Source organism: Sphingomonas sp. Leaf38 (assembly GCF_001421825.1).
In the GTDB taxonomy this organism is placed as follows: Bacteria; Pseudomonadota; Alphaproteobacteria; order Sphingomonadales; family Sphingomonadaceae; genus Sphingomonas.
On the sequence record NZ_LMLD01000011.1, the window covers coordinates 1,342,232 to 1,366,642 of the forward strand.

Here is a 24,411-nt window from a genome sequence, read left to right on the forward strand (position 1 = left end):
CAGCAAGGCGATGGAGATCCCGATGGACATCATAACACCGTTCCAATTCTCGCTGGTCTATAACGCGTTCTCGTTCACGCTCGCGGCGATGGGCGCGGCGACCGCATTCCTGTGGCTCAGCCGAACGCAGGTCGCGCCGGCCTATCGCACCGCGGTGACGATCTCGGGTCTGGTGACCGCGATCGCGGCGTATCACTACCTGCGCATCTTCGAGAGCTGGAACGCCGCATATGTCCTGAAGGACGGCGTGCTCGCCGCGACGGGCTTCGCATTCAACGACGCCTATCGCTATGTCGACTGGTTGCTGACGGTGCCGCTGTTGCTGATCGAGCTGGTGCTGGTCATGCGGCTGTCGCCCGAACAGACGTCGTCGAAGACATTTCGGCTCGGGTTTGCCGCGGCGTTGATGATCGTCCTTGGTTATCCGGGCGAGATCGCCGCGGACATTCCGACCCGCGCGCTGTGGGGGACCTTGTCGTCGATCCCGTTCGTCTACATCGTCTGGGAATTGTTTCGCGGGCTGGGCGCTTCGATCGAGCAACAGCCGGTGGCCGCGCGCGATCTCGTCCGCCGTGCGCGTCTGCTGACGTTCGCATCATGGGGCTTCTACCCGATCGTCTACATGGCACCCTATGCAGGGCTGACCGGCGCGACCGCGACGACCGTCATCCAGCTCGGCTACACGATTGCGGATCTCGTCGCGAAGGCCGGCGTCGGCGTGCTGATCTTCATGATCTCGATGCGCAAATCGCAGGTCGAGGCGCATGGCGCGACGGTCCACGCCGAATGACCGATCTGTTCGGCGGCTGATGGGCGCCACACGCCTGATGCACCACCACCGTGTCCCGATCGGGCGCGGTGGTGTCGTGCGTGCCGCATTCTGGCTCGCGAGCATGTATCTGATTGCGGCGATCGCAGCCGGAATGCCGCTCGATGGACCGACCGCGACGGTGATCGCGACACTCGTTTTTGTCGTCGGCGGGATGCCGCACGGTGCCTATGACATCGCGTTGCTCGTGCAGGCAACGCGGCTAGCCGGCGGCGGGCTGTGCCTTGCGGTTGCGGGCTATGTTGCGGTGGCCGGGGTGATGGCGGTGCTCTGGCTGGTAGCGCCGGTGGCTGCGCTGATCCTGTTCCTGGGCGTAGCAGCCGTGCATTTCGGCGAGGATTGGACAATGCTCGACGAGCCGCTGCTCAAGGTCGCGGCCGGTGCCGCGATCATTGCCGCACCCGCGATCGGGCATCCCTCCGCAGTGTCGCACCTGTTCGTCGGTATGGCGGGCGGGGCGGGCGGCGACGTCGTCGCACGCGCGATGATCGCGGTGGCGCCGGTCGCGTTGCTCGTGACGGGGGTGGGAGTCGTCGTCGCCTGGCGTGGCGGCGCGCGTGAATGGGCAGGGGCGATGGCGCTGGCGATCCTTATGCTGATCGTCGCGCCGCCGGTTGCCGGGTTTGCCCTGTTTTTCGTGTTCCTGCACTCACCGCGCCATCTTGCCGAGGCGCGCGGCCTGTTGCGCGGTATGTCGCGGCGGGCGTGGCTGGTCACCGGGGGCGGCATGTCCGCGCTCGCGATCGGTGGTTGGCTGGTATTCGCGGCCAATGTCGCACGGTGGCTGCCAGCGGACCCGACCGCGCAGGCCTTTCAGCTCCTCGCCACGGTCGCGCTGCCGCATTTGCTGTTGTCGCACTGGCTGGAGCGGCGGCTCGGCCGCCAACCACACGCCTGAATCGGATTTACGCCGACCGCGCGCGCAGGTGGCTTTGCCTTGCCGACAGGAGGGGGAGGCAGGTGCGAGCTATTGCGGTGCGTCCGCTCCACCATCAGCTCGGGCGCCGTCTTCCCCTGGCGGGGAAGGAAGGGAATGGACCTAATCCGCGAGCATATGGTCCGCGAGCGACCGTCCCGACAACCATGCGCTTTCGATTCGCGGGGCCAACAGCCAGTCGCCCGCTGCGCCGATCCCGAGATCGGCATTCCACAGGCATCCGAGATCGGTCGCTACGGCGCGCGCATAGCGCCAGCGATGGCCTGCGCGGACGATCGGCGTCGGCATCGGTCCCGGGCACTGCTCCGCCAGTGCCGCGAGCAGATGATTGACGACGCTGTCGACCGGATCTTCCAGATGCGTCGTCGACCAGTCCGGAGTGGCTTGAACGACCCAGGCTTCGGGACCCTGGCGTGCAGGCTTGGCACTGTTGCGGGCGGCCCAGCCGATGATGCCGGCGTGTTTGACGATATCGTCGGCGATCGCGAGTGGCGCGGCGAACGCGAACATTGCGGTCCAGCACGGCGATGCGTGGCAACCGCGAGCCGCGTTCGCCAAGACCGGGTCATGATCGGCGAGCAACGGCGCGGCCTGCTCTGCGGGCACAGCAAGCACCACCGTGTCGAACGGCTCCGTCGCGAACGGCGCGATGTGCCAGCCCGCACTATCATGGCGGAGCGCCGTGACCTGATGCTGCCAGCGAACGTCGGTCCGGTCGGCGAGATGCTTGACGATCATGCTCATGCCGGGCGTGCCGACCCAGGCATCGTCACCTGCGGCAGGCCAGGGTGCGACCACGCCAGCCGCCTCCCACGCGCCGATCGCGGCGGCGAAGCCGGGATCGCGCGCGGTCAGATATTGCGCGCCATGATCGAACGCGGCGATGCCCGCTAGCGTCTCGATCCGCCGGGTCGACATCCTACCGCCGGCACCGCGCCCCTTGTCGAACAGCGTCACCCGGTGGCCGGCATCCTGCAAGCGCAGTGCGCAGGACAGGCCGGCAATCCCGGCGCCAACGATCGCAACTTTCATGACGTTCTCCCGATACGCGCGGCCACGGGTCGCATGAACGTGTCCTGCTTCCACCGCAACGCCGGTGCGCCGCCGATCCGCGCCGACCGCGCACCAAGTTGATATCGATCACCGCCGGGAGGTCAGAACTCCTTGCGCAGCAACAGCCCGGCATAGCGTTTGTCGTCGCGCGGTACGAACCGGACGGTGCCGGCAAACGTGCCCGCGGTGAGGAACGACGAATAGGACGCGTTGGTCAGGTTTTTCACATAGGCGCGAAGCTGCCACCCGGACGCGTCGCTCAGCACGGCGACACTTGCGTTCCATATCGCATAGGACGGCTGGATCGTGCTTGGCGTTTCGGACAGCGCATATTGCACCTTGCTGCTGAACGTCACGTCGGTCTGCAGTTCTAGCGCCAGCGTATCGGTCAGCCCGAACTTGTACGCCGCATTCTCGTACAGCTTGATCTTCGGCGCATAGGGGAGCGGCTGACCGTCGATGTTGCAGCTCGTCGGTGCGCCGGTCGGGCAGAGGAAATTGCGTACCGTCGCATCGGTGTAAGCGGCGGAGATATCCAGCGTCAGACCCTTGGTCGGGCGCAGCGTCACGTCTGCCTCGACCCCGCGCGAGCGGACCGAGCCGGCGTTGATCAGCCGGCTGACCTGCGCGCCCGCGACGACGTCGTTGAAGCTTGCCTGATAGCCGTCGAAGTTGGTCGTGTATGCGGCCAGACTGTAGCTGAAGCTGCGATCCGACGTGCCGCCCTTCAGCCCGACCTCGTAGGAATTGGACGTCTCCGGGCTCAGCGGCACTTCGTCCAGCGGCGTCGTCGCATTCAACGACCGCATGTTGAAATACACGTTATATGCCGGACCCTTATAACCGTGCGAATAGGTGAAATAGGTCTGCGCGTGCGCGCCAAGATCATACTGGAGCCCGAGGCGATAGCTGTCGCCGCGCTTGTCGATCCCGCCTGTCGCGTTGTGGTACGCGCGGACGCCGGGCCGGTCCAGCGCCGCTGCGCCGGTGTCGAGCGGATCCGCGGTCGAGGTGCGGACGTGATAGAAATCCAGGCTGTCCCAGGTCGAGCGATAGCCGGCGATACCGCGGAATTTCGGTGTGAAATTGACGTTGGCCTCACCGAACAGCGCGTAATTGTCGTTGACGATGCCGTAGTTCGCCACGCCGGTCGTGCTGGATTGCGCGCCACCGGCCGCAAGCGAGGTCAGCGTGCGCTGATAGCGTTCGTCGGTCGTGGCGTGGAGGTAATAGGCGCCGACGACGTAATCGATCAGCCCGCCCCTGGGAGACGTCAGCCGCAGTTCCTCGGAGAATTGCTTGGTATTGACGCTGCCCGCATCCTGCCCCGACGGGAAGACGGTCGAGAGCGCAGCGACGCTGTCATAGTCCTGCCGCTGGTTATTGAGCCACTGTCGCCAACCGGTGATCGAGGTAATGTGGTAGTCGCCAAGCGCCAGTTCGCCGGTAAACGATCCGCCGTAATTCTCGTCCTTCACGTCGGTGATCGAATTGTTGTTGGTCCGGCGATTGCTCGCCCCCGCGACGATCCCGCTTGCGCCGAGCGCAGCGGCGAGATCGGGAGAATTGGTGACGACGCCGGTCGGATAGGCGGTGCGGCTGGTGGCGGCATAAACGCTGGTCGGCGTCGTATCGTGCGAATTGAGATAGTCGCCGATGATCGTGAGCTTCAACGCGTCGGCCGGAGTCACGACGAGCTTGCCGCGCGCGCCGTAACGCCGATACCCGTTGACGTCCTTGCCCTGCGCGACGTTGCGGACGTTGCCCTTGAAGTCGTCGTACAGACCGCCGATCAGCGCCTGCACCTTGCCGGGGGCGAGCGCGCCGGAGATGCCCGCCTTGATCCGATATTCCGCGTCGGACGTAAGGCCCGCTTCGCCGAACGCGCGGAACGCGTCGGTCGGGTTGCGGGTAACGATGTTGACCACGCCGGCCGAGGCATTCTTGCCGAACAGCGTGCCCTGTGGTCCGCGCAACACCTCGATCCGCTCGACCTCACCGAGATCGAGCGTCGATTGGCCGGGGCGGGTGAGGACGACGCCGTCGAGCACAGTCGACACCGAGGGCTCGACGCCCGGCGAGGTCGTGATCGTGCCGACGCCGCGGATGAAGATCGTGCGATCCTTGTTCGACGCACCGCTGCGGAAGCCGACCGACGGTATCGTCGCGGCGATATTCTCGACCGTGTTCAACTGGCGTTCGGCGAGCGACTGGCCACTGACCGCGGTGATCGCGATCGGCACCGACTGGAGCGTCTCGTTGCGATAGCGCGCTGTGACGATGACGTCGTCGCTTTCGGCCGCCGGGGCACTGGCCGCAGCGGCCGGAGCGGGCGCGTCCTGCGCGATCACCGGCGTCGCGAGCGCGGTGCTGGCGAAAAGCGCGAGGCTGAGACGCTGAGTGCGTGGGTCGAACATGGTTTCCCTCCCGAAATTATAGCGTCTTTTAATTCCCATTCGTGCGATGGGTATAAAGAATGACATGCAGGCCTGTCGTGAGAGCTTTAGCGGGCCTCGACTGGCCGCAGCACTGGCAACAACACATGGATCCAGCCGACAGCGAGCAGGTAGGAGAAGCTCGCGAACAGGAACAGCGGGAGATACCCGAGCCCGGCGGTCAGGACGAGTCCTGCAACCTTGGCGATAACCATGCCCCCGACATTGCCGCTGAACGACCCGAACGCGGTGACGCGGCCGAGTTTGTCCTGTGGCACGACGTCGGCGATCAGCGCGAAGAGATTGGTCGAAAATGCCTGATGTGCAGCGAGCGTGAGCGCCATCAGTCCGATCGTGACTGCGTAGCTGCCCGCATAAAGCACCAGCGGGATCGGCAGGACGCAGAGCGCGGCGACCAGCAATATGCCTTTGCGCACCGCATTGACGCTGTAGCCGAGGCTCAGCAACCGCGTCGAAACGCCGCCGCCGAGCAGCGACCCGGCCGCCGCGCCACCATATGCGATCGCCAGCGGCACACCGAGCGCGACGCCGCTCAGCCCATATTGCCGGTGGAAGAAATCAGGGAGCCAGAACAGGAGCAGCCACCACGTCGCATCCGACAGGATTTTCGCGCCCGCGACCGCCCAGGTCTGGCGGTTGCGTAGGATCGGGCCGTAAGCGGTGGGCGGCGTCGCGTCCGTTTCGACCGGACGTTCGAGCGGAACGGATGGGGAGAAGCGTACGCGGCGCGTCGCGATCAGCCAGACCGCGGCCCATACCAGCCCCAGCCCACCCGCCGCGACGAACGTCCCGCGCCAGCCGACCACGAGCGCGACACTCGGGATCGCCAACGGCGCCAGGATCGCGCCGATGCTGTTGGCGGCATTGGTCGCGCCGAACCCGCTTGACCGCCAGTTCTTCGGCAACACCGACGCGATCGTCTTGATTCCCGTCGGCGTTCCCATCGCCTCGGTCGCGCCGAGGCTGACGCGGATCATCACGAATTCGGTCATCGACCGCGCCCAGCCATGCGCCATCGCCGCGATGCTCCACGCCGCGACGCCGATCGGGTTCGCCCATTTGACGCCGAGCTTGTCGACAATCCACCCGGTGAACAGGAACGCGAACGCTGCCCCGCCCTGGAACCACGCCGCGAGCGTCCCATAATCGTCGTCGCTCCAGCCGAGATCGGCCGCGATCGTTGGCTTCAGGACGGAGATGATCTGGCGATCGACGAGATTGAGGATTCCTGCGGTAACGACGAGCGCGAACAGGAGTGCGCGCGCGCGGGCGCTGAGTTGTGCGACGGTCTTGGTAGGCTTGATCATAAGCGTCTAGCATGGACGACCCGAGCGCAGAGGCTAGCCAGTTTCTCTTCGCCGACCCGGTTATTTGGTTGCAGCGGAGGAGGGGCTCGCACGCCCTGCGTTACCGCGGATTTGCCTGGACCTCCCGCTCACGCAAGCATTTTTCCCCCCGAAGCCGGGAATCCGGACTGACTCCCGCGTTGGCCGGAGAACAGGGTTCGCGGGCGCTGTACGTAGTCCTTAACGTCCTCGAATTAGGGCCCGGCCTTCGCTGGAATGGCACAATTGGCGGGGGGCTCGCTAAATAATCAGCGGCCCGTGCTCGATCCGCGGCAGTACATGCCGCGCGAATAGATCCGCCTCCGCCGCATGCGGATACCCCGAAAGAATAAACGCATCGATTCCCTCGGCCCGGTACGCGTTCAGTTTCGCCAGGACCTGATCCGGATCCCCGACGATCGCAGCGCCGCACCCCGACCGAGCACGCCCGATCCCGGTCCAGAGGTTCGCCTCCGCATAGCCGTCTTCGGACCCCTCGCGCAGCTCGGCCTGACGTCGCACGCCAGCCGACTGCGAGTCCAACGACCGCTCCCGGATCGCGCGACCCTCGGCATCGTCGAGCTTCGACAACAGCCGATCGGCAGCCCCCCGTGCCTCCGCCTCGGTGTCGCGCACCACCACATGCACGCGGTAGCCGAACCGCAACGTCCGGCCATACTCGGCTGCACGCGACCGCAGATCGGCGATGATCGCCCGCACCGCATCCATCGTATCCGGCCACATCAGGTACACGTCCGCGTTGGTCGCCGCCGCGTCGCGCGCAGCGTCGGACAGCCCGCCGAAATATAGTGCCGGGCAGGTCCCGGACACCGTCGTCGTTCGAGGCGGATCGACCTTCAGCTTCCAGAACTCGCCATCATGATCGAGCGGCTTGCCGTCCAGCAACGTCCGCAGGATATGCATCGCCTCGACCGTTCTCGCGTATCGCGGCGCGCTCTCAAGCTTCTCACCCGGCAGGTCGCTCGAGATGATGTTGATCGCCAGCCGCCCGCCGAGCATCCGGTCGATCGTCGCGATCTGGCGCGCGAGTTGTGGTGGCCAGCTCTCGCCGATCCGCACCGCCATCAACAGCCGCAACCGCTTCAGCATCGGCGCGATTCCCGCGGCGAACGCGGTCGTGTCGATCCCCAGCGCATACCCCGACGGCAGCAGGATGTTATCGTAGCCTGCGGTCTCGGCCTGCATGACGATGTCGCGGCAATGCTCCCAGCTCGACTTGAGCGCTTCGTCGGGCACGCCGAGAAATTCGTAGTCGTCGTCGCACAGCGCGGAGAACCAGCTGATCTCGCACGGCAGCAGGTCGCTCATGGAAGGTTCTCACCCATCCCGGCCTGCAACACCGCATACCATTCGGCGCGTGTCCACTCGACCTTGTAAGCATCGGCCGACGCCGCGATCCGCGCCGGGGTCTGCGAGCCGACGATCGGAATGATCCGTGCCGGATGCGCCATGATCCACGCGAGCGTCGCGGTCGCTGCATCGACGCCGCAACGCGCGCCATGCTCGGCGAGCAGCCTGGCCGCGGGGTGCTCGCCCTGCGCCAGCCGGCCGCCGCCTAGGGGCGACCACGCCATCACCGCAACGTCGTGTTGCATCGCCTGGTCGAGCGTCCCGTCAAACAGCGGCGCCGTGCGCAGCGGCGAGAACTCCGGCTGCGTGCTCACGATGGGCTGGCCGAGAAACGACTGCAACGCATCGAACTCGTCACGGCTGTAATTCGATACGCCTATGCTGCGGATCTTGCCCGCCTCGATCATTCGGGTCAGCGTTTCGGCGACTTCCTGCGGATGCGTCAGGAAATCGCGGCGGTGGATCTGGTACAGATCGACCTGCTCCACACCCATCCGCGTCAGCGACGCCTCCAGTGCATCGCTGAGATACGGTGCGCTCGAATTATACGGGATGCCGGGCCGGATGCCCGCCTTGGTCGCGATCACCATCTGCGCGCGCAAGGACCGATCCTCCGCCAGCGCGCGCCCGAACAGCGCCTCCGCCGAGCCGAACCCGGCTGGCACGTCGCAGCCATAGATGTCGGCGGTGTCGAAGAAATTGATCCCCGCCGTCTGCGCCGCTTCGATCATCGCGCGGACGGGCGCAACCTCTCCGGCCAGCCGCCACATGCCCCAGGCTATCGGCGAAACGAAGATTTCGCTCTTGCCGAGCGGGCGGAGGTCGTTGGAAAGGCGGATCGTCGTCATAACGACGGCTCATGGCATAGGGATAGTCAGCTTGGTAGCCACGATCAGATACGGCGTCGTCGGAACGGGCATGATGGGCGTCGAACACATCCGGAACCTGGCGATCCTGCCGGGCGCCGAGATCGTCGCGATCGCCGACCCGGTCGCGGACTCGATCGGCTGGGCGACCGCGGCATTGGGCGACCGGGCCGCGGGTGTCGCACGGTTCGATTCGGTCGAGGCGTTCGCCGCCGCCGCGGAGGTGGATGCGATCGTCATCGCCTCGCCCAACAACACGCACCGCGCTGTGCTCGATCGCCTGTTCGACATGGATGCCGCCATCCTCTGCGAGAAGCCGCTGGCCACGACGATCGACGACGCGCGCTGGATCGTCGAGCGCGCCGCTGGTCATGCGAAGCCATTCTGGACCGGCATGGAGTACCGTTTCATGCCCCCCGCCGCCGCGTTCATCGACCAGGTGCACGGCGGGCGCGTTGGCCGCCTCCAGATGCTCTCGATCCGCGAACACCGCTTCCCGTTTCTCCCCAAGGTCGGCGACTGGAACCGCTTCTCGCACAACACCGGCGGCACCATGGTCGAGAAATGCTGTCATTTCTTTGATCTGATGCGGCTGATCGTCGGCGCCGAAGCCGTGCGGGTGTATTGTTCGGGCGCGATGGATGTGAACCACCTTGACGAACGCTATGACGGCCAGCGTCCCGACATCATCGATAACAGCTATACGACTGTCGACTTCGCCAATGGCGTGCGGGCGATGCTCGACCTCAGCATGTTCGCCGACGGCGCCGAGGATCAGGAGGCGATGTCCGCGACCGGCGACGCCGCGCGGCTCGACGTGCGGATTCCCGCGGGCGAATTGGTCTATTCCCCACGCGTCGGCTTTCTCAACCCGAAACAGGTCGAGCGGTCCCATGTCGCCGTGGACCCGGCGGCCAAAGCCGCCGGCTCGCACGAAGGTGCGACCTATTACCAGCACGCGGCCTTCGCCGCTGCGGTGCGCGGTGAAGGGCAGGTCCAGGTCACCGCGGAAGACGGCCTGCGCGCCGTCGCGATCGGCACCGCTGCCGAGATCAGCGCCCGCGAACACCGCGTCGTGACGATGACGGAACTCGGGTTCTAGATAGGGGGCAAAACCGGGCCGTCGAATTGCGGATACGCGTGTCCTCAATTGGAAGGCCCGTCGCCGAGGTCCGGAGCAAGGGAACGGTGTTGATTGGCCCTGCGGTTTTCAACCACCCCACCGCAAGTGGGGTCGGCGTGTCGTCATGCGACACAACGACACTGCAATCGGCTTAGCGAAGACCGGTGTCCAGCGCAGGAGAGCGCAAACCGATCGCGGTTATCGGGGATAAATGCGGCGTTGACTGAAGGCGCGGACGATATGTCACCGTGCTTTTGGTGCCCACGGACACCGCAAGCATCCCGTGAGCGATAGCTGCTGAGATAGGTCTTCGTCAGCCGCGGTCGGGCACCGGCCTATGCTGTTCGTGCCGATATCGGTCTGAGATGTGCCCGGATGCAGCACTCGCTGATCGTCAACGAACATGATTGTCGCAAAGGAGGCAACGCCGATCGAGTTGGCGAACAATCCTCCGGTAGGAGACAGCGTCATCCTGGATGATCGGTTTGCCAGTTTCGGCCTGCCGATCCATGACACTCGAACTGACCGACACGCTACCGCTGGCTGTAGCCGGTCCGAGATTTTTGAACCGTCATTTCACTAGCGCGGCCCGAAAGGCTTTGCTAAGCGACCTCACCGCAGGCACCCGTAGCTCAGCTGGATAGAGCGCTGCCCTCCGAAGGCAGAGGCCACTGGTTCGAATCCAGTCGGGTGCACCAAAATTCATTTTATATCCCCTGATTTCAATGCTTTAGCAGCATCTTTGGCTAACCTTTCCGCGAGGTTAGCCAAAAGTTTGATTGCGGCAGTGTCTGAAAGCGTGCGCTGGTCGGCCGCGGCGGTGTAGCGCGCGACCTCGCTGTCGGTCGTGTGACCGGTCCACGCTTTGATCTCTTGGTTCGAGCAGCCAGCCTCGGCGAATCGGCGTGCCGCGGCTTTGCGCAGGCCGTGGGCCGAGCAGTTCGGCAAGCCGGCCTCGTCGCACCACTGGCGGAATTTGTTGCCGAAGCCTTTCACCGAGAACTGCTTGCCGAATTCCGTTACGACGAAGATCGCGCCGACTGTCGGCGTCGCTAGGATCGATTCCGCCAGGCCCGGCATGATGGGCAGCGAGACGAAGACCTTTGTCTTTTCCTGGGTGAGTTCGAGGCGCGTATCGCGGACGCTGGCCGGTCCCATTTTCCGCGCATCACCGCCGCGCTGGCCGGTCCAGATCATCAGATCGAAAGCCAAACGCGCGATGGTGCCAACCGGATGTTGGCGCTCGTATGCGGCAGTTTCTTGCTCGGTCCAGCTATGGAACCCGCCACCGCTGACCTTGAAAGGTCGCGTGACGATGACCGGGTTGCTGCCAGCCATGCCGATCCGCATCGCGAACTTCATCAGCGCCGAGAGCCGCTTTCGAAGCATGTTCGCCGACGTTCGATGCGGCAGCAACTCGGCAAGCATCGCCTCGACGTGTCGCGGTTGCAGCTCGCGCACCATGATCTCGCCATAGCGCCGTCCCTTGCGGGTCCGTGCGCGCCAACGTTCTAGCGTGCCCCGATAGACGACGCGGGTTCGTTCGCCCGGATCGAGAAAATCGGGCGAGCGGTAGTAGCGTGACAGCAGGTCGTCGAACGTGCCAACCACAGCACGATTGGCGCCGGCTTCGATTTCAGGGGCGCTGACGCCGTCATTACAGGCGCGCAACTCCGTCAGGAACGCCTCGGTCCCTGGATCATTCTTGAAATAGTAGGTGACGAAACCCGTCGGGCGATACCGATAGTGGGCCTTCCCATGTCGGTCGCGGAATGTGCTGACGTGCTTTGGCAGCCAACGCCGTTTCACGCGAACATCTCGTCCAGGCTATTGGCGCCAACTGGCAACACGCCAGCGCCCGTCGTAACGATGATCCGGCCGGGCTCGATCTCTACGCGCACCGGAACACCGACCTTCTCCGCGGCGCGAAGAACACGGGCTAGATCCGCCTGCCGGACAAGGGCTCTGGCGCTCATGCTGCTATCCCCAAGTCAGTCAGACCCGGCTGTTTTGCTGAGGGAGAGATGGCTTGCGACACGACGGCGCGCAGTTTCTGCGCATGAGCCAGGAATCGCTTTGCCCGCTCTTCTAGACCACGAGCCGCTGCGATTATGTCAGCATCACATGCGCCGCGCTCTCCACCGATCTTGTAATTCAGATTGCGGACCGTGATACAAAGTTCGTCGGCGAGCCGGCCTTTGCCGAGCAATCCAGCTGCAGTGTCCAGGCCCATCATACGAGGGACCTCAATCGGAAATGCGACCTGTTCCCGATTTGAGGAACAGGCCGTTGACTGTGTGCATGGCTGAGGATGGCGGGCTGCAGAGGGAGCGGCGCTGAACATCATACGAGTCCTGTGGTGGAAGGTGCTGCAGGCCCGACGCCACCTCGAGGTCTTGTAGAGAGCGTCTCAACAAGACCGCCGAGAGTGTCAGAACATGGGCCGCGGGCGTCGTTTGATCGGGTGCAAATCGGCGGCGAGGCAAAGGAGTGCCTGCCCGTCGTCGAAGCGAACCGAGGCAAAGGTCTTGCGTACGGCGAGGACGTCGCACTGTTTTCCGGTCCGGCCGAGCCCTTGGAATAGGGCGCGGTCGCCAAAGCAGACTGCGACGTCGCCCACGTCACGAGTGCGCCGCTTCGGCGAATGGCCTGGGGGGCAGGGGGGTGTGCCCGGGCTCGACATTGCCGAGTGCCAGCAGGCAAATCCGGGTCCATTGCGTCGCGAGCGTCGCAACGAGGACGCCGACTGCCGTTGCGCCGGCGCTGCCGAATACGGCCAGGGCAGCACCTTGGAGGATGTCCTGCATCATCAGCCCCGACGATCCTGAACTCGGGCGGCGAGCATGATGATGGCGATCGGAACCTAGATCACCGCGAAGGCGACCGCACAGATGATCTTGATCGCCCGGCGCTGGCGCATGCGGCGTTCGGCACGGGCGTGGCCGATTGTGACTGCGCCCATCACTGATGCACCGGAACGGCTGGCAGGCCGACGCAGCGGGTGCAGGTTGCCAAGCCCTGCCAAGCGCAGGTGTGGGTTCCGTCGCCGCCGACGCACGAGTCCCATTCACTACATTCGCAGCCGCGGCAGATGCGGGGGTGCTGGGCAACGGGCGTGTCGCGCAGCTGCATGTAAACGTCGACATCGATTGGGAAAGCATCGGCGAAGGCATCGATCGTTGCGCGATAGCGCGCCGTGCTGCCCTCAGTTTCGAGGAGGCAGACAAGCGCCCTCGCATGGGACTGGTTATTGGCCGAGATCCGCAGCGCGACGGCATCGATCGACAGCCCAGCCGCCTTGCGACGAAGCTGGAGATATGCGGCCGGGCTGAGCGGCGAAGCTACCGTTGGCGCCGCGCGACGGAGTTCAGTTGGCATCGCGGAATGGATCATTCGGGAATCCTTTCAGACAAGGGGGTGGCGTTTCCGGAAGCGGGGGCTCTCGGCGTGGGTAGGTTCCGTCGACGGGGACGCGGCCGAGGCCGCGGCGAATCAGGTGGGCATGAGCGATGCGATCGCGGCGACTAGGCCGTGATCGTCGTTCGCCGGGGTTGGGTGATCATCGTTGGCCGGCCGTTTCGACCACGCCCCGAAAGGGAGGCGGACATCCTCGCGCGCGATGTCGCTGGGCCGGATCGTGCGGATCACGCTGAGCTGTGCGACAAAGGTATGGCCGCAATCGTCGTTTGTGCAGCTGAGCCGCAGCTCGCGCACCATGGGCGTGATCTCGGTGCTGTCGCGCACGATCGCCTTATTCTCGCAATGCGGGCAGGCGATTGCAGGCAGTCTGGTAAGCGTCCGTCTCGTCATTGTAGGCCCCCGGCTATCCCCGCCCGCGACGACGCGCCGAGAGGGAGGAAACTTTTCAAGCGCCGCATCAGCCGACCGGTGCGGCTGTACGCCTCTTCGGTCTCGGCTAGGGCACGAAGCACGTCGCGAGCCGTCGCGCCGGGCAGCGTGACGGCGATCGCCGCAGAAAGAGCATCGCCATACTCGCGCGCCACGTCGGCGAGATCCTCGGCCAGGGCAAGGCGGCAGGCGATCACCTGGGATACGCGAATCTCTAGAAGGGCGGCGTAAGTATCGAAGAATGGAGCCCCGTCTCCGCCATGGGCGCGGTGAGCGGTATCAAGGCGCAGAGCCTGCTCGATCGTCGGCAGCTTCCCTGTCGATGAGTCGGACCATTTGCGAACTAGGCTGTCGGAGCGCGTCACCACCTTGCGGGCACCCGCGAAGGTTAGGGTCCCCGCAATGCGCGTCATCGCGTCAGCCCATGTTACCGGGGTGCGTAGCTTCGTCATGCGCGAGCCTTCCAGTGCAAAAGGACGCCCCGATAGTACGCGACGGTCGGGCCGCCAGGGCCTACGGACCCAGATGCATCGTCAACAGGGAGAGAATTCGACGACAAATCCGCAGGATAGATGTCTGGACGCAATAGGTGTTTCGAAACTCCAGTCGCTGCCTCAACGGCAAGGCAATATTCTGCAGGTAGGCGCTTGCTGCTTTGAAGCCATTTCCAAACCGCGGTTTGTGAAATCCCACAGACGCGCGCTAGCGCAGACTGCGAACCTGCTCGGGCCACTGCGGCCTGAAGCGATTCATAGGGCGTGGCGTTCAAGCTCATAACCCCAGCTACAACCATAGGCATAGAACCGTCAACGGCAAAAAGCAGATCGATATCTACAACCCAAGCTGTAGCTCTGTGCCGTGTTGAACGCAGAACGCCTTAGAGAACGCATGGAGGCGCTCGGCCTCAGCCAGTCAGAGCTGGGACGGCGCGTCGGTATCTCCCAAACCTCCGTCTATAAGTTGCTCGTGGGATCCGCCTCGGGTTCAAAGCATCTGCATGTCATAGCCCGCGCGTTGGGCACGACGCCGGCTTATCTGTCCGACGAGACTGACGATCCGAGCGAGGGCGCCGTGCCGCCTCCTACTGAACGCGACATCGCCGAACATCTCGACCTCGTTCCCATCGCAATGGTCGACATGGCCTATGGCATGGGGGCGACATTCGCCGACGACCGGATCGGCGTCGAACTCGTTCACTTCCCAAAGGTTTGGGTCGATCAACTCACGCACAGCGCGCCCGCTAGCCTCGCCTGGGCGCGTGGCAAGGGTGACTCGATGGCGCCAACGATCAATGATGGCGACATGGTCTTGATCGACCGTTCGGAACGCCGGGTCGAGGATCAGGATCTGATCTGGGCTTTCACGATCGGCGACATGGCCATGATCAAGCGCCTCCGCATCCGCGGGGACAAGGTCACTATTCTCTCCGACAACAGCGAAGTGCCAGCCGACACGGCGCACCCCGACGAAATCAACATCATCGGCCGCATCACTCGCGTGGTGAAGCCAGTTTGACGCGAGTGTCATTATTATCGATTTGACTGATCAAAACGATTTGACCTTTTATCGCGCGGTTTCGAGCTTAATTTTCGTCGCGTAGCCGCGGTCGCCAAGGCTGTGTGACACCTCGCCGACGACCCACGCCACCGCGTCGATCTCAGTCTTGTAACCGAAGATGGTTGTCTTCTGCTCGGGCGAGATATCCGGCCGGCCGAGCGCAAGGCTGAGATCCAGCGACACCGGCTCGCGTCGCACGCGGCTATGCGCGGCGTTCGCCGCGGCGCTCGCGTCTTCCTCGCTGCCGTACACGCGTGATAGCTTCCTCGCACCGTTCGCCTTGCCGGCAGTGAACGTCTCGCGCTTGCCGCCCTTCCGATCGTGCCATGTGGCAGACACGCCGGGGACGTCGTCGCGTTTCTGCCGACTGAAATTGTGGCTGTCGCCGTCGCGCCGCCGGATCGTCAGGGCCGGCAGCGAGCGGCCGGCCGGCGTTTTGCCCTCGCCAATCCGGGAAAGTATCAGGTGGCCGCTCTTGATGGTGGCGACGGCGTCCAGCTCACGGCCGAGGCGTCGTAAGAATGCAAGATCGCTTTCGCGGCTCTGCGCCTTTGCCGTCACTGTGATCGACGCCAGAGCGGGCGCGCAGCTGGGTTTCAGGCCGTGGTGCGCCGCGATCTCGTTGACGACCGCGCCAAGCGTCGTGCCGTGCCAGCTCTTTTCGCGCCTGGTCTTCAGCTCGCTGGTAAAGTCGACCGATCGCGCGCGGATCGTGATAACGTCGGGTGGACCGGAATGCGCGACCTCGTCGACCTTGAAGCTGCCCTTGTCGACAAGGCCCGGCGTCACGTCGGTGCCCTGTTTCCAGCCGAGCTGGACGTTCAGGATCGCGCCGGTTTTCGGCAGTGCCAGGCGTCCGTCCGCGTCGGATAGAACGATGTCGAGCTGGTCGGCGGACTCGCCGCGCTTTTCCGATAGCGACAGCGAGATTAGCCGTTTGCGGATCCGCCCGTCGACTGCGGCGACGTCCTGCTGCAGCGTGCCAGTAAGATCGGTGCCGTCGAGCGTGATCCTAAAATCAGGAATGTTGGAGATCATGCTGGTGCCACGTCGTCAACGCGCAACAGGTCGATGCTGAACTCGATCTTGCGCGGGCGCCCATCTGGGCCGAGTTCCTTCAGGCCTTCGTCGATCCCCTGAATAACGAACGCGCCATAGACCTGGCCGGCGCCGTCGACCACCGACCAAGCGTTGCCGGTATCCGCCATGTCGCGCAAATCGTCGAGTGACGCGCGGCCGTCGCTGAGTTCGGCATGCGCGACGCCGCGGAGCGAGATCGTATCAGCGCCAACGCCCACGAATTGGGTCGCATCGCGCGCGCCGACCCGTTGGGACGTCGCGTGGATCCACGACGAGCGGTGCTGCAGCTCGTCGTGGACTATGGTCGAGATTGCGAACGGGAACAGGCCGATGGCTAACAGCATGACGTCACTCCCAATCCGGCCGGTCGGCGAACGCGGAACGACCGTTCGCCGAATCCCTCCGCTTAATGTCATCCAGCTTGCGCTCGAGCAGCTCGACAAGCTTTGCTTCGTCCATGCCGGGGGCCGCATGAAGATGGATCTCGTATCGCGCCGTCGCGCCGACCGATGCAACCAAGCGCATATTCTGCGGCCCGCCCGCCGGCACTCCTGTCGCCATGGCGGGCAGCGCGGTGCCGACCGCGATCGCCGTGGTCATCCGCCGGGATAGTCGGTCGAGGCGGCGGACGGGCTCGCCTGCACCGCCATCGATGCCGTTCGACAGACCCTGCATCATGAATCCGCCGAAGCCTGCGAACACGCGGCTTGGCGAGTGGATGCCGAGCTTGGTCTTGAACCAGTTCGCGGCCGACGACGCAGCACCAACGATCGTCGCCTTCAGCTGCCCCAGCATACCGGTGATACCGTTGATCATCCCGGTGATCATATTGCGGCCGAACTCGCCGAAGCGGCTGGGAAGCGAAGCAAACCACCCGAGCGCGCCGTTGACGATCGCCTTCAGCCCGTTCCACAGGCCGGCAAACCAGCCGGTGATCGCGCCCCAATGGCTGTAGATCAGGTATGCGCCGACCGCGAGCAGCGCGATACCGGCGACGATCGCAGCGGCGATGCCGATGATCGGGAGCAAGGCCATTTCGGTGTACGTCGCTGCAGCCGCGAACATATACATCGGGCCGACGATGCCGGCGAGTGCGATGGCGCCGATGCCAAGCACGACGAACAGCGCCGAAAGCCCGCCGGCGGTCAGCACGATCGCGCGCGTCAGCGCCGGGTGACGCTGCGACCAGTCTGCGAGCCGGCTGGCGAACGCACCTGCGCGACCAAGCACCGCGTTGACCGTCGGCATCAAGGTGTTGCCGAGCGAGATCGCGAGCGCCGCGGTGTTGACCTTCAGCGCCTTTGTCTGCTCTGCCGAGTCCTTCATGCGGTCGGCGAAGTCGGTATCCGTGACGCCGTTCGCTGCGAACGCCTTGGCGCGGATCGCGCGGTATTCCTTCAAGTTCTGGATGATCGGCCGTAGGCCCTGCTGCACCTGGCTGTCTTCAAAAAGGAAGCCGAGCTTACCGAGATCTCCGCCAGTCGCCTTTTTGGTCAGCTCGGCAATCGCTTCGAGCGGCGTCTTACCCTCGGCATACGCCTTTTTCAGAGACTTTGGGAGATCGATACCGAATTTCGAGAACGCTTTGATGGTCGCCGGTGACGCGATCTTCTGGATGATGTTCGACACGTTGGTCGCCGCCGACGCCGAATCGCCTGAACCTTTGCGGGCAATCTGCAGGGCTGCGGCGAGATCCGCGACGGCACGCGTGCCCTTCTGGCCGAGCGCCTGATACCCAGCGGTCAGCGACGGGAACGCGCTGGCCATATCCTTGATCTCAAAGGCACCGTCTTTGCCCGCTTGCGCCATGATATCGATCACGCGACTGGTCTGCTCGATCGGCACTTTCAGATTGTCGTTGGCTGCGAATGCCGCAGCCGAAAGGTCGGCAATTTCTGCCTTGTACGCCGTTGCGGCGCGGCCGATGGGCTTCATCATCTCCGTGGCCTTGGTCGGATCGAGCCCGAATCCCGACAACGTATCGACGCCTTTTTGCAGGTCGGCAGGCATCTGGTTGGCGGCGCGCGACGCGACCAGCAAGCTCGCGCCCATCTTGTCGGCCTGCGCCCTCGTCAGGTTCGCCTTCTGGGCGATATCGGTCATGCCCGACTGGAATTCCTGCGCCTGTTCGATCCCGCGGAGGATCGGCCGCGCCATCACCATGCCGGTCGCGAGTGAGGCGGCACCCCCCGCGGCGATGCCCGTTGCCATGCCCTGTCCGCGCGTGAAGCGGTCACGCGCCGCGCCGAACCGGCGCTGGCGATCGGATGTCTGCTCCAACCGCCGCGACTGCTCCTGAAGCTCGCGGTTCGTATCAGCAGCATGGTCGCGTAGCTCGCGTTCGTGACGCCCGAGATCTGCAGTCGACACGCCGGCAGCGCGCAACCGATCCCGAAGCGTCTGAAGTTCGCGCGATTCGGCATCGTGCTGCCGGGTAAGCTGCTGGGCTTCGCGCTTCGCCCGTTCGAACTCGCGCGACAGTGCGCGGGCCGGGTTCTCGGTCTGCTGCATCTCGCGGGCGAGCGCGGCGACGCGGGTCTGGGCAGACTGCATCGATTGCTCCGTTGTGCGCAGCCCGGCCTTCAGTTCGCGGAAGCCGCCGACGTCGGCCTGCGCACGCTCGATCTCCTTCAGCCGATCGCGCGTTGCCTTCAGCGCCTGGGCGGCGCGCGATGAGCCGCTTGCGATATCGCGGAGGGGGCGAGTAACCCTGTCACTCGCCTGCAGAAGCATCTGGATACGGAGGTTGCGATCGGCCACGCGGTTATTTCTCCGGATTGTGGCGCTTGGCCGCTTTGGTGCGCCAGCCCATCAATTCGCCGAGCGGCATCGAGGTCATGACGTCGGGCGACCAATGGAAGACGAGGGCGATATCCGCCATCGCCTCGCTTACGTCGTTGGGGAGTTCGTGACCTTCGCGGACCTCGGCAGCAAAAAATCCATGACCTCGCCGCCCAGCTGCATGAAGTCGGCCGGATCGAGGCGCGCGATCATCTGCTTGTGGAGGACGGGCGTGGTAATGCGCGGCAGCAGCGTTTCGAGCGCGGTGTAATCGAGCTGTGACAGTGCCATCATCGTCGTGCCGCGCAACTCGCCTGCGGCGGGCTTGCGCACGACGACGCTATCGATCGTCTGTTCACCGTTCTGGAGCGGCGTATCGAAGGTGATGGTGCGGAGGCTCGTCGAGCCGTTGAGGTCCGTCTTGTCGGTCATGGTCGAGGTCTTTCAGATACGGCCGAGCGGACGGCCAAGAATGCAGGGACGGCGTCGAAGGTGATGGCGCCGGATGATGGGCACGTCAGAAGCCGAGTGCGTTGCGGATCGCGGCGCGGCGATCGATGCCGCCCACGATCAGCACCATGTTGAGCGGGTCGGCCTCGATCTCGACGACGCCGTTCCACGTCAGCTTGTAGTAGGCGATGGCGGTCTTCACCTTGAACTCGCCGCCCTCGCCGGGCTTGGCCTCGCCCATGTCGATCTCTTCGTGCCGGCCGCGGATCACGACCTCGATCTGGTCGACGTCCTCTCTGTCGTCCTTCTGCCAGGCGCCGACGAAGCGGAGCTGTACGCCGGCGATATCGGTGTCGGCGAACTGGCGCAGCACGTCGACGACGGGGCCGCCGAGCGACCACTCCATCTCCATCGCCTCGCCGCCCATGTCGATCTTGACGCCGCTATCCATGCCACCGCCGCGCCATTCCTCGAGCTTGCGGGTCAGCTTGGGCAGCGTCGCGCTGCCAACCTGGCCGAGATAGTTGCCGCCATCGTTGTACAGCATCAGGTCTTTGATCTTGCGGGGCAGGCCCATCGCGTTTCTCCGTCAGATAAAGGGGGTGCGGGTGAATCAGGCGTCCGCGACGAGCTGGCCGAAGTCGGCCAGATATTCGTCGGTGATCTCCTGCTCGAGCCCGAGCTGTTCGAGCGGCGGTACCGGCGTGTATTTGTAATTGAGCAGCAGCTTGCCGACCTTCAGCGACGCGACCGGGTTCTTGTTCGTATCGAACCACGCCTCGCCGCCCAGGATCTGGCCGGCGGTCTTCAGCTTGCGGAACGCGGCGTTGATCTGCTCGACGATGTCGCGCGCGAGGCTCGGCAGCAGCGGCTTGTCGATCGCCCAGACGACACCGGCGACGATCGTATCGGCGAGGATCTGCGCGGTGCGCGTCGCGCTCTCAAACATAAAGTCCGGGTTCGTGCTGCAGGTGTGGTTTCCCCAGAACCGCAGCTCGCCATTGAGGCGGACGATCGTGGTGACGTCGGCCGCGTTGAGCAGGTTGGCGTCGGCGTCGGGATCCTGCAGGTCGAACTGTACGTCCTTGGTCAGACCGGTGACGTTGCGGACGGGGACGTTGGACAGCGTCTTGTGCCAGCCCTGCTCCTGGTCGATCAGCGCGCGCAGGCCGAGGGCGCGGGCGACCGCATAGCTGGGCTCGGCTTCGCCCAGGACGCCGACCGGCGTCGTGAAGTCTGGATAGATCAGCATCAGCTCGCGCGCGGTGAAGTTCGCGCGGTAGGCGATGGCGGCATCGCGGTTCGCGCCGATCGCACTGGCATAGGCCATGGCGCGCAGGCGTTTGGCGACGGCCGCGAGCTGGGTCGCGACGGGCTGCGTGTCGAGACCGGGCGCGCCGATGATACGCGGGCGGACGCCGACGACGTTGTCGGCTGCAAGCAGCGCCTGCATGCCGGTCTTCTGGCCGTTCACGTCGGTGCCGATCACAGCGAGGTTGGTGGCCGTCGCGTCGGCGCCGGGCGCCACGCGCACCACGACGATCGGCGCGCGTACCTGGTCGGCGATTGCGTTCAACACCCCCTTCATCGTGCCGGTGTTGCCGGCCTTCACGATCGCGCCCTCGATATCGGTGATCAGCACCGGGCGATTGACCGGGAACGCTGCGGCGTCCGCGGCGGGTGCAGTCACGACCAGGCCGATGACGGCAGTCGCGACGGTGCGGATGGTGCGGCTGGTACCGGCGATCTCGGCGACCGAAATGCCATGGAGATAGGTCATCGAAGGGTTTTCCTTTCAGACGGACAGCGCGCTGGCGGCACGCACAGGGACGGAGAGACTGACGGTCGCCGCGGGTGCCGGCGCGTCCGTGCGCCGGCCGGTGATCGTAAGGGTGTAGGCACCGAGCCAGGCACCGGCGGTGAAAGCGATGCGCGAGATCCGAATGCGATCCTCCTGGCGAAGCAGCGCGAGCGCTGCTGCGGCGAGGACACGCATGCGGCCGAGATCGTTCATCGGCTGGTCGAGCAGCTCGGGCAGCGTCGAGCCGTAATCGCGCCGCGCGAGGCGCGTGCCGAGCGGCGTACCGAGGATGTCGGCAATCGACTGGCGAAGGTGATCGGCACCGGCAAGCGGAGCACCCGTGGTGCGGTCCATGCCGTTCACTTCGGTGGTCCCGAAAAGCCGCTGCCCGGCTGGACAGCGGTGTGCGTATGGCCCTTGAGGCTTTTCCCATCGGCCACGACGTCGCCGGTCGCGGTCATGTCGCCTTCGAGCTTTACGTCGCCCTTCATCGTGACAGGTCCGACGAGGCGGATGCCGCCTGGCGCGGTGATCGTGGCCTTGCCGACAATCGTCGCGGTCAGATCGCCGCTGCCCGGATCATATCCGAACCATGAGCCGTCTTCGAAGTCGATACGGGTCGAGCCATCCTGCGCGGCGTGAGGATGCGCGTCCGAGCTGAGGCTGCCGATGATCATGCCCCGCCCGGTATCGCCTTCGGGGCACAGCACCGTGACCTGCTCGCCGATCGCGGGCGGCGCCCAGATGCGCGTCTTGCCCGCGCGACCGCACAGCCATGGAATATCGCCGGTCGTCAGATCATCGGCGAAGCGAACGCGCGCCATCCCCGTCGAAAGATCGACGGACGCGATGCTGCCCTCGCGTGCAAGGTCGCCAACAAGGCGCTGAATATCGGCAGGATCGGCCATCCGCGCACGTTGGCCGATCCTGTTTCGCGATACTTGGGTGCGGTCTTGTAGAGACCGTCTCTACAAGACGTTGCTCCGGTCAGGTCCGAAGTTCGAAGGTGCCGCTGACGTTGACGGTAAGGCCGTTTTCGCCAGGATATGTGCCCTGCAGGTCGGCATTCGTGATGCTGACCGCACCGCCACCAGGATCGATGTAAGCGAGCAGCGGTCGGCGTTTGGACGCGACGGCACCGATCACAGTGGGGACCCAGCCGAGCCCGCCCGGCCGCGCCGCGGTCGGCAACGCGAACAGCAGCACGCCACTACCCGAGCCGTTATCGATGATCGTTGCCTGCAGGTTGAAGTCGATCGTGTTGCCGTCACGCCGGTACCGGCCGACCGCGTCCGTCACGCTGCCCAGGTTGCCGACGCTGGAGATGAGCGCTGGCGCATACTCGACCCATTTGCCGCGGCGGTAGCTGGAGAACCCGCCTGGCACGTAGCCAGGCGGCATCTGATCGTCCTCGCAATCCCATACAATGCGATTCGAGAAGCCGGCATAGTCGACGAAGCCGTCGCACTGCGAGAAGTTGCAGTTCGTGATCGAGCCGTTGGTATTTGCAATGTGGATCTTGCCGCACCCAACGCCATAGAAGATCGAGCAGTGATCGAAGGAGAACTCGATCCCGGCATCGATATCGAGGAAACGCATATTCGGCGTATCCGACGCACGCCAGCTGCCCGTGCCGAAATGGGTGTGGCTGACCGCCAGCTTCGCAACGGTACCCGGACCTGAGATGGCGCGGATCGCCGCTGCGTTCTTGCCGGCTTCGATATAGCTCTGCTGGACATCGACCAGCACGGATCCTCGGCCGCGGCGTTCCGATCCGATGATGTCGAGGCCGGTGACGCCCTCGCCCAGCACGACGCATTCCAGCCGCATGACCTTGACCCACAGGCTTTCGGCGATCCGTACCGCGCCGCCACCCGCACGAACGCCACCGATCCAGACGTCTCGCAAGGTGATGCCTTCCGGGTGATCGGTATCAGGATCGCCGGGGTTGATCGGCTGGGCGATGCCGTCGATCGTGATCGGGAACAGATCGCCCAGCGAATGGTGATCGTAGATCCCGTTATCGACGCCGCCCCGGCTGTTGAGATAGCCATAGTCGCAATTCTGCGTGCGGCATCCCCGCAGCTTCAAGGCAAACGACCCGTCGTTGCGGATCGCGCGCGCCGCATCGACGACGGTGACGCCTTCCAGCTCGGCGCCGATCGACGACCGGGTGATGCCCGCGACAGACACCATCCACCCGGCAACCAGGCGATCGGGATCGGTGAGCCAGACGCCCGACAGGTCGTTGTTCGCGCCGTCCAGCGTGATCAGGTCGCCGTTGATGGCATTCGCCGGGCGGATGATCGCGCGACCGGAGACGCCGTCGAAGCGGACGTCGGAAGGAATGCGGATGCCGCGCGTTAGGCGGTACCCGTCGCGATCGGGACGGATGGGGATCGTGATCGAGCCCCCGCCGATCGATCCGGCAAACGCGATCGCATTCTCGACCGCCAGCGTGAAGGCGGCAGGGCTGATCGTTTCCAGCTCGGCGCGCGTGAACTCGTCGAGATGAAGGACTTCGTTCGGCCGGCTGTAAATGGCCCAGCCGCCACGACGTCGGCGACCGTACATCCGCCCGGTCTGCGCGCCGAATTTCACCTCGCCCAGCGCGGGCGTCAGGCTGTCGAGCAGTGCATCGTCGACCACCTCGGTATTCGGCGTGAAGGGCGGCAGTCCCGCGCCGATCCGGCGCTCGACCGCTTCGGCAAGGTCGGCCGACGCCTTGGCGAACGCGGCCCCGCCCTCGACATCATTCGCCGCCAGCTCCGCTCGCGCCGCAGCCGCGCGACCGAGAGCAAGCACAGGCTGGCCGGCTGCCGTGACGAGCGGCGTGATGCCGACACGTTTGGTGAGGCCACCGACCAGGACCGGGACGGTTTCCGCACCGGTGGGCGCGGCGAGCTCGGGGAGCAGGGAGATTTTCGACATGA

27 protein-coding genes and 1 tRNA gene are annotated in these 24,411 nt (G+C 64.9%); 5 read left to right on the top strand and 23 right to left on the bottom strand.

All coding sequences use genetic code 11. The annotated features are described in order from the left end of the window. The first annotated feature begins 22 nt into the window (after window positions 1-22). Window positions 23-790, top strand: a complete 768-nt coding sequence (locus ASE88_RS13520) for a bacteriorhodopsin-like (RefSeq protein ID WP_055878861.1) — start codon at window positions 23-25, stop codon at window positions 788-790. 19 nt (window positions 791-809) lie between these two features. Then, the gene (locus tag ASE88_RS13525) at window positions 810-1,727 is read left to right on the top strand and encodes a Brp/Blh family beta-carotene 15,15'-dioxygenase (protein WP_235527941.1); all 918 of its coding nucleotides are present in this window, start codon (window positions 810-812) and stop codon (window positions 1,725-1,727) included. A 141-nt stretch (window positions 1,728-1,868) separates the two neighbouring features. Here ASE88_RS13525 and ASE88_RS13530 read toward each other — a convergent pair whose 3' ends face one another. The 5 genes from ASE88_RS13530 to ASE88_RS13550 all read right to left on the bottom strand — a co-directional run bounded on the left by ASE88_RS13530 (window position 1,869) and on the right by ASE88_RS13550 (window position 8,819). Then, window positions 1,869-2,798, bottom strand: coding sequence for an NAD(P)/FAD-dependent oxidoreductase (locus ASE88_RS13530; protein WP_056478501.1), 930 nt, complete (start codon window positions 2,796-2,798; stop codon window positions 1,869-1,871). 122 nt (window positions 2,799-2,920) lie between these two features. Beyond that, window positions 2,921-5,236 (bottom strand): TonB-dependent receptor, encoded by a 2,316-nt coding sequence (locus ASE88_RS13535; RefSeq protein WP_056478503.1) that lies wholly within the window; start codon window positions 5,234-5,236, stop codon window positions 2,921-2,923. A gap of 86 nt (window positions 5,237-5,322) precedes the next feature. Next, complete coding sequence (locus tag ASE88_RS13540; protein ID WP_055878321.1) at window positions 5,323-6,582, bottom strand: MFS transporter; 1,260 nt, start codon at window positions 6,580-6,582, stop codon at window positions 5,323-5,325. A gap of 279 nt (window positions 6,583-6,861) precedes the next feature. Next, window positions 6,862-7,929 carry an LLM class flavin-dependent oxidoreductase gene (locus tag ASE88_RS13545; RefSeq protein WP_055878319.1) on the bottom strand — a complete coding sequence of 356 codons (1,068 nt, stop codon included), beginning with the start codon at window positions 7,927-7,929 and terminating at the stop codon, window positions 6,862-6,864. Then, window positions 7,926-8,819: an aldo/keto reductase gene (locus tag ASE88_RS13550; protein ID WP_056478505.1), complete on the bottom strand. Its 894-nt coding sequence runs from the start codon at window positions 8,817-8,819 to the stop codon at window positions 7,926-7,928. The genes ASE88_RS13545 and ASE88_RS13550 overlap by 4 nt, the downstream gene beginning before the upstream one ends. Window positions 8,820-8,850: 31 nt before the next feature. Between ASE88_RS13550 and ASE88_RS13555 the strand changes: the two genes are divergently transcribed. Further along, window positions 8,851-9,939 (top strand): Gfo/Idh/MocA family protein, encoded by a 1,089-nt coding sequence (locus ASE88_RS13555; protein ID WP_268795096.1) that lies wholly within the window; start codon window positions 8,851-8,853, stop codon window positions 9,937-9,939. 642 nt (window positions 9,940-10,581) lie between these two features. Next, window positions 10,582-10,658: transfer RNA gene (locus ASE88_RS13560), tRNA-Arg, on the top strand. A 4-nt stretch (window positions 10,659-10,662) separates the two neighbouring features. Here ASE88_RS13560 and xerC read toward each other — a convergent pair. The 8 genes from xerC to ASE88_RS18425 form a co-directional block, all read right to left on the bottom strand. Next, a complete protein-coding gene (gene xerC, locus ASE88_RS13565) occupies window positions 10,663-11,769 on the bottom strand; it encodes a tyrosine recombinase XerC (RefSeq protein ID WP_056478507.1) in 1,107 nt (368 codons plus the stop codon). Continuing rightward, window positions 11,766-11,936 carry a hypothetical protein gene (locus tag ASE88_RS18960; RefSeq protein WP_156357026.1) on the bottom strand — a complete coding sequence of 57 codons (171 nt, stop codon included), beginning with the start codon at window positions 11,934-11,936 and terminating at the stop codon, window positions 11,766-11,768. The genes xerC and ASE88_RS18960 overlap by 4 nt, the downstream gene beginning before the upstream one ends. Continuing rightward, entirely contained in the window at window positions 11,933-12,196 is a 264-nt protein-coding gene (locus ASE88_RS18965) for a hypothetical protein (RefSeq protein ID WP_156357027.1), read from the bottom strand. Before ASE88_RS18965 ends, ASE88_RS18960 begins: the two co-directional genes overlap by 4 nt. 385 nt (window positions 12,197-12,581) lie before the next feature. Next, window positions 12,582-12,770: a hypothetical protein gene (locus ASE88_RS13575; protein WP_056478509.1), complete on the bottom strand. Its 189-nt coding sequence runs from the start codon at window positions 12,768-12,770 to the stop codon at window positions 12,582-12,584. Window positions 12,771-12,921: 151 nt separating this feature from the next. Next, window positions 12,922-13,353 (bottom strand): hypothetical protein, encoded by a 432-nt coding sequence (locus tag ASE88_RS13580; protein WP_056478511.1) that lies wholly within the window; start codon window positions 13,351-13,353, stop codon window positions 12,922-12,924. A 99-nt stretch (window positions 13,354-13,452) separates the two neighbouring features. Beyond that, window positions 13,453-13,770, bottom strand: a complete 318-nt coding sequence (locus tag ASE88_RS13585; RefSeq protein ID WP_056478513.1) for an ogr/Delta-like zinc finger family protein — start codon at window positions 13,768-13,770, stop codon at window positions 13,453-13,455. After that, the gene (locus ASE88_RS13590; protein ID WP_056478515.1) at window positions 13,767-14,261 is read right to left on the bottom strand and encodes a hypothetical protein; all 495 of its coding nucleotides are present in this window, start codon (window positions 14,259-14,261) and stop codon (window positions 13,767-13,769) included. The genes ASE88_RS13585 and ASE88_RS13590 overlap by 4 nt, the downstream gene beginning before the upstream one ends. Beyond that, window positions 14,258-14,608, bottom strand: coding sequence for a transcriptional regulator (locus tag ASE88_RS18425; RefSeq protein ID WP_321163424.1), 351 nt, complete (start codon window positions 14,606-14,608; stop codon window positions 14,258-14,260). Before ASE88_RS18425 ends, ASE88_RS13590 begins: the two co-directional genes overlap by 4 nt. Window positions 14,609-14,667: 59 nt before the next feature. Here ASE88_RS18425 and ASE88_RS18430 point away from each other — a divergent pair, with 59 nt between their 5' ends. Next, window positions 14,668-15,324, top strand: coding sequence for an XRE family transcriptional regulator (locus ASE88_RS18430; protein ID WP_268795219.1), 657 nt, complete (start codon window positions 14,668-14,670; stop codon window positions 15,322-15,324). Between the two features lie 48 nt (window positions 15,325-15,372). Here the strand turns inward: ASE88_RS18430 and ASE88_RS13600 are convergent, their stop codons facing one another. The 10 genes from ASE88_RS13600 to ASE88_RS13645 form a co-directional block, all read right to left on the bottom strand. Beyond that, window positions 15,373-16,404 carry a contractile injection system protein, VgrG/Pvc8 family gene (locus ASE88_RS13600; RefSeq protein WP_056478517.1) on the bottom strand — a complete coding sequence of 344 codons (1,032 nt, stop codon included), beginning with the start codon at window positions 16,402-16,404 and terminating at the stop codon, window positions 15,373-15,375. Next, complete coding sequence (locus ASE88_RS13605) at window positions 16,401-16,790, bottom strand: phage tail protein (RefSeq protein WP_056478518.1); 390 nt, start codon at window positions 16,788-16,790, stop codon at window positions 16,401-16,403. The genes ASE88_RS13600 and ASE88_RS13605 overlap by 4 nt, the downstream gene beginning before the upstream one ends. A gap of 4 nt (window positions 16,791-16,794) precedes the next feature. Then, the gene (locus tag ASE88_RS13610; RefSeq protein ID WP_235527942.1) at window positions 16,795-19,206 is read right to left on the bottom strand and encodes a phage tail tape measure protein; all 2,412 of its coding nucleotides are present in this window, start codon (window positions 19,204-19,206) and stop codon (window positions 16,795-16,797) included. Between the two features lie 4 nt (window positions 19,207-19,210). Continuing rightward, window positions 19,211-19,327, bottom strand: coding sequence for a GpE family phage tail protein (locus ASE88_RS13615; RefSeq protein ID WP_056478523.1), 117 nt, complete (start codon window positions 19,325-19,327; stop codon window positions 19,211-19,213). Between the two features lie 8 nt (window positions 19,328-19,335). Next, window positions 19,336-19,659 carry a phage tail assembly protein gene (locus ASE88_RS13620; protein WP_056478525.1) on the bottom strand — a complete coding sequence of 108 codons (324 nt, stop codon included), beginning with the start codon at window positions 19,657-19,659 and terminating at the stop codon, window positions 19,336-19,338. An 85-nt stretch (window positions 19,660-19,744) separates the two neighbouring features. Further along, window positions 19,745-20,254, bottom strand: a complete 510-nt coding sequence (locus ASE88_RS13625; RefSeq protein WP_056478527.1) for a phage major tail tube protein — start codon at window positions 20,252-20,254, stop codon at window positions 19,745-19,747. A 36-nt stretch (window positions 20,255-20,290) separates the two neighbouring features. Beyond that, the gene (locus ASE88_RS13630) at window positions 20,291-21,457 is read right to left on the bottom strand and encodes a phage tail sheath subtilisin-like domain-containing protein (protein ID WP_056478529.1); all 1,167 of its coding nucleotides are present in this window, start codon (window positions 21,455-21,457) and stop codon (window positions 20,291-20,293) included. Between the two features lie 15 nt (window positions 21,458-21,472). After that, the gene (locus ASE88_RS13635; protein WP_321163425.1) at window positions 21,473-21,832 is read right to left on the bottom strand and encodes a GPW/gp25 family protein; all 360 of its coding nucleotides are present in this window, start codon (window positions 21,830-21,832) and stop codon (window positions 21,473-21,475) included. A 5-nt stretch (window positions 21,833-21,837) separates the two neighbouring features. Next, entirely contained in the window at window positions 21,838-22,386 is a 549-nt protein-coding gene (locus tag ASE88_RS13640) for a phage baseplate assembly protein V (protein WP_056478534.1), read from the bottom strand. Between the two features lie 79 nt (window positions 22,387-22,465). Beyond that, entirely contained in the window at window positions 22,466-24,409 is a 1,944-nt protein-coding gene (locus tag ASE88_RS13645; RefSeq protein ID WP_056478539.1) for a hypothetical protein, read from the bottom strand. Between the last annotated feature and the right edge of the window lie 2 nt (window positions 24,410-24,411).

Coding starts and splice junctions, on each gene's coding strand:
- ASE88_RS13520 (WP_055878861.1), top strand. CDS start 23: ATGGACATCATAACACCGTTCCAATTCTCGCTGGTCTATAACGCGTTC.
- ASE88_RS13525 (WP_235527941.1), top strand. CDS start 810: ATGGGCGCCACACGCCTGATGCACCACCACCGTGTCCCGATCGGGCGC.
- ASE88_RS13530 (WP_056478501.1), bottom strand. CDS start 2,798: ATGAAAGTTGCGATCGTTGGCGCCGGGATTGCCGGCCTGTCCTGCGCA.
- ASE88_RS13535 (WP_056478503.1), bottom strand. CDS start 5,236: ATGTTCGACCCACGCACTCAGCGTCTCAGCCTCGCGCTTTTCGCCAGC.
- ASE88_RS13540 (WP_055878321.1), bottom strand. CDS start 6,582: ATGATCAAGCCTACCAAGACCGTCGCACAACTCAGCGCCCGCGCGCGC.
- ASE88_RS13545 (WP_055878319.1), bottom strand. CDS start 7,929: ATGAGCGACCTGCTGCCGTGCGAGATCAGCTGGTTCTCCGCGCTGTGC.
- ASE88_RS13550 (WP_056478505.1), bottom strand. CDS start 8,819: ATGACGACGATCCGCCTTTCCAACGACCTCCGCCCGCTCGGCAAGAGC.
- ASE88_RS18960 (WP_156357026.1), bottom strand. CDS start 11,936: ATGAGCGCCAGAGCCCTTGTCCGGCAGGCGGATCTAGCCCGTGTTCTT.
- ASE88_RS18965 (WP_156357027.1), bottom strand. CDS start 12,196: ATGATGGGCCTGGACACTGCAGCTGGATTGCTCGGCAAAGGCCGGCTC.
- ASE88_RS13575 (WP_056478509.1), bottom strand. CDS start 12,770: ATGATGCAGGACATCCTCCAAGGTGCTGCCCTGGCCGTATTCGGCAGC.
- ASE88_RS13580 (WP_056478511.1), bottom strand. CDS start 13,353: ATGATCCATTCCGCGATGCCAACTGAACTCCGTCGCGCGGCGCCAACG.
- ASE88_RS13585 (WP_056478513.1), bottom strand. CDS start 13,770: ATGACGAGACGGACGCTTACCAGACTGCCTGCAATCGCCTGCCCGCAT.
- ASE88_RS13590 (WP_056478515.1), bottom strand. CDS start 14,261: ATGACGAAGCTACGCACCCCGGTAACATGGGCTGACGCGATGACGCGC.
- ASE88_RS18425 (WP_321163424.1), bottom strand. CDS start 14,608: ATGCCTATGGTTGTAGCTGGGGTTATGAGCTTGAACGCCACGCCCTAT.
- ASE88_RS13600 (WP_056478517.1), bottom strand. CDS start 16,404: ATGATCTCCAACATTCCTGATTTTAGGATCACGCTCGACGGCACCGAT.
- ASE88_RS13605 (WP_056478518.1), bottom strand. CDS start 16,790: ATGCTGTTAGCCATCGGCCTGTTCCCGTTCGCAATCTCGACCATAGTC.
- ASE88_RS13615 (WP_056478523.1), bottom strand. CDS start 19,327: ATGGCGGATATCGCCCTCGTCTTCCATTGGTCGCCCGACGTCATGACC.
- ASE88_RS13620 (WP_056478525.1), bottom strand. CDS start 19,659: ATGACCGACAAGACGGACCTCAACGGCTCGACGAGCCTCCGCACCATC.
- ASE88_RS13625 (WP_056478527.1), bottom strand. CDS start 20,254: ATGGGCCTGCCCCGCAAGATCAAAGACCTGATGCTGTACAACGATGGC.
- ASE88_RS13630 (WP_056478529.1), bottom strand. CDS start 21,457: ATGACCTATCTCCATGGCATTTCGGTCGCCGAGATCGCCGGTACCAGC.
- ASE88_RS13635 (WP_321163425.1), bottom strand. CDS start 21,832: ATGGACCGCACCACGGGTGCTCCGCTTGCCGGTGCCGATCACCTTCGC.
- ASE88_RS13640 (WP_056478534.1), bottom strand. CDS start 22,386: ATGGCCGATCCTGCCGATATTCAGCGCCTTGTTGGCGACCTTGCACGC.
- ASE88_RS13645 (WP_056478539.1), bottom strand. CDS start 24,409: ATGTCGAAAATCTCCCTGCTCCCCGAGCTCGCCGCGCCCACCGGTGCG.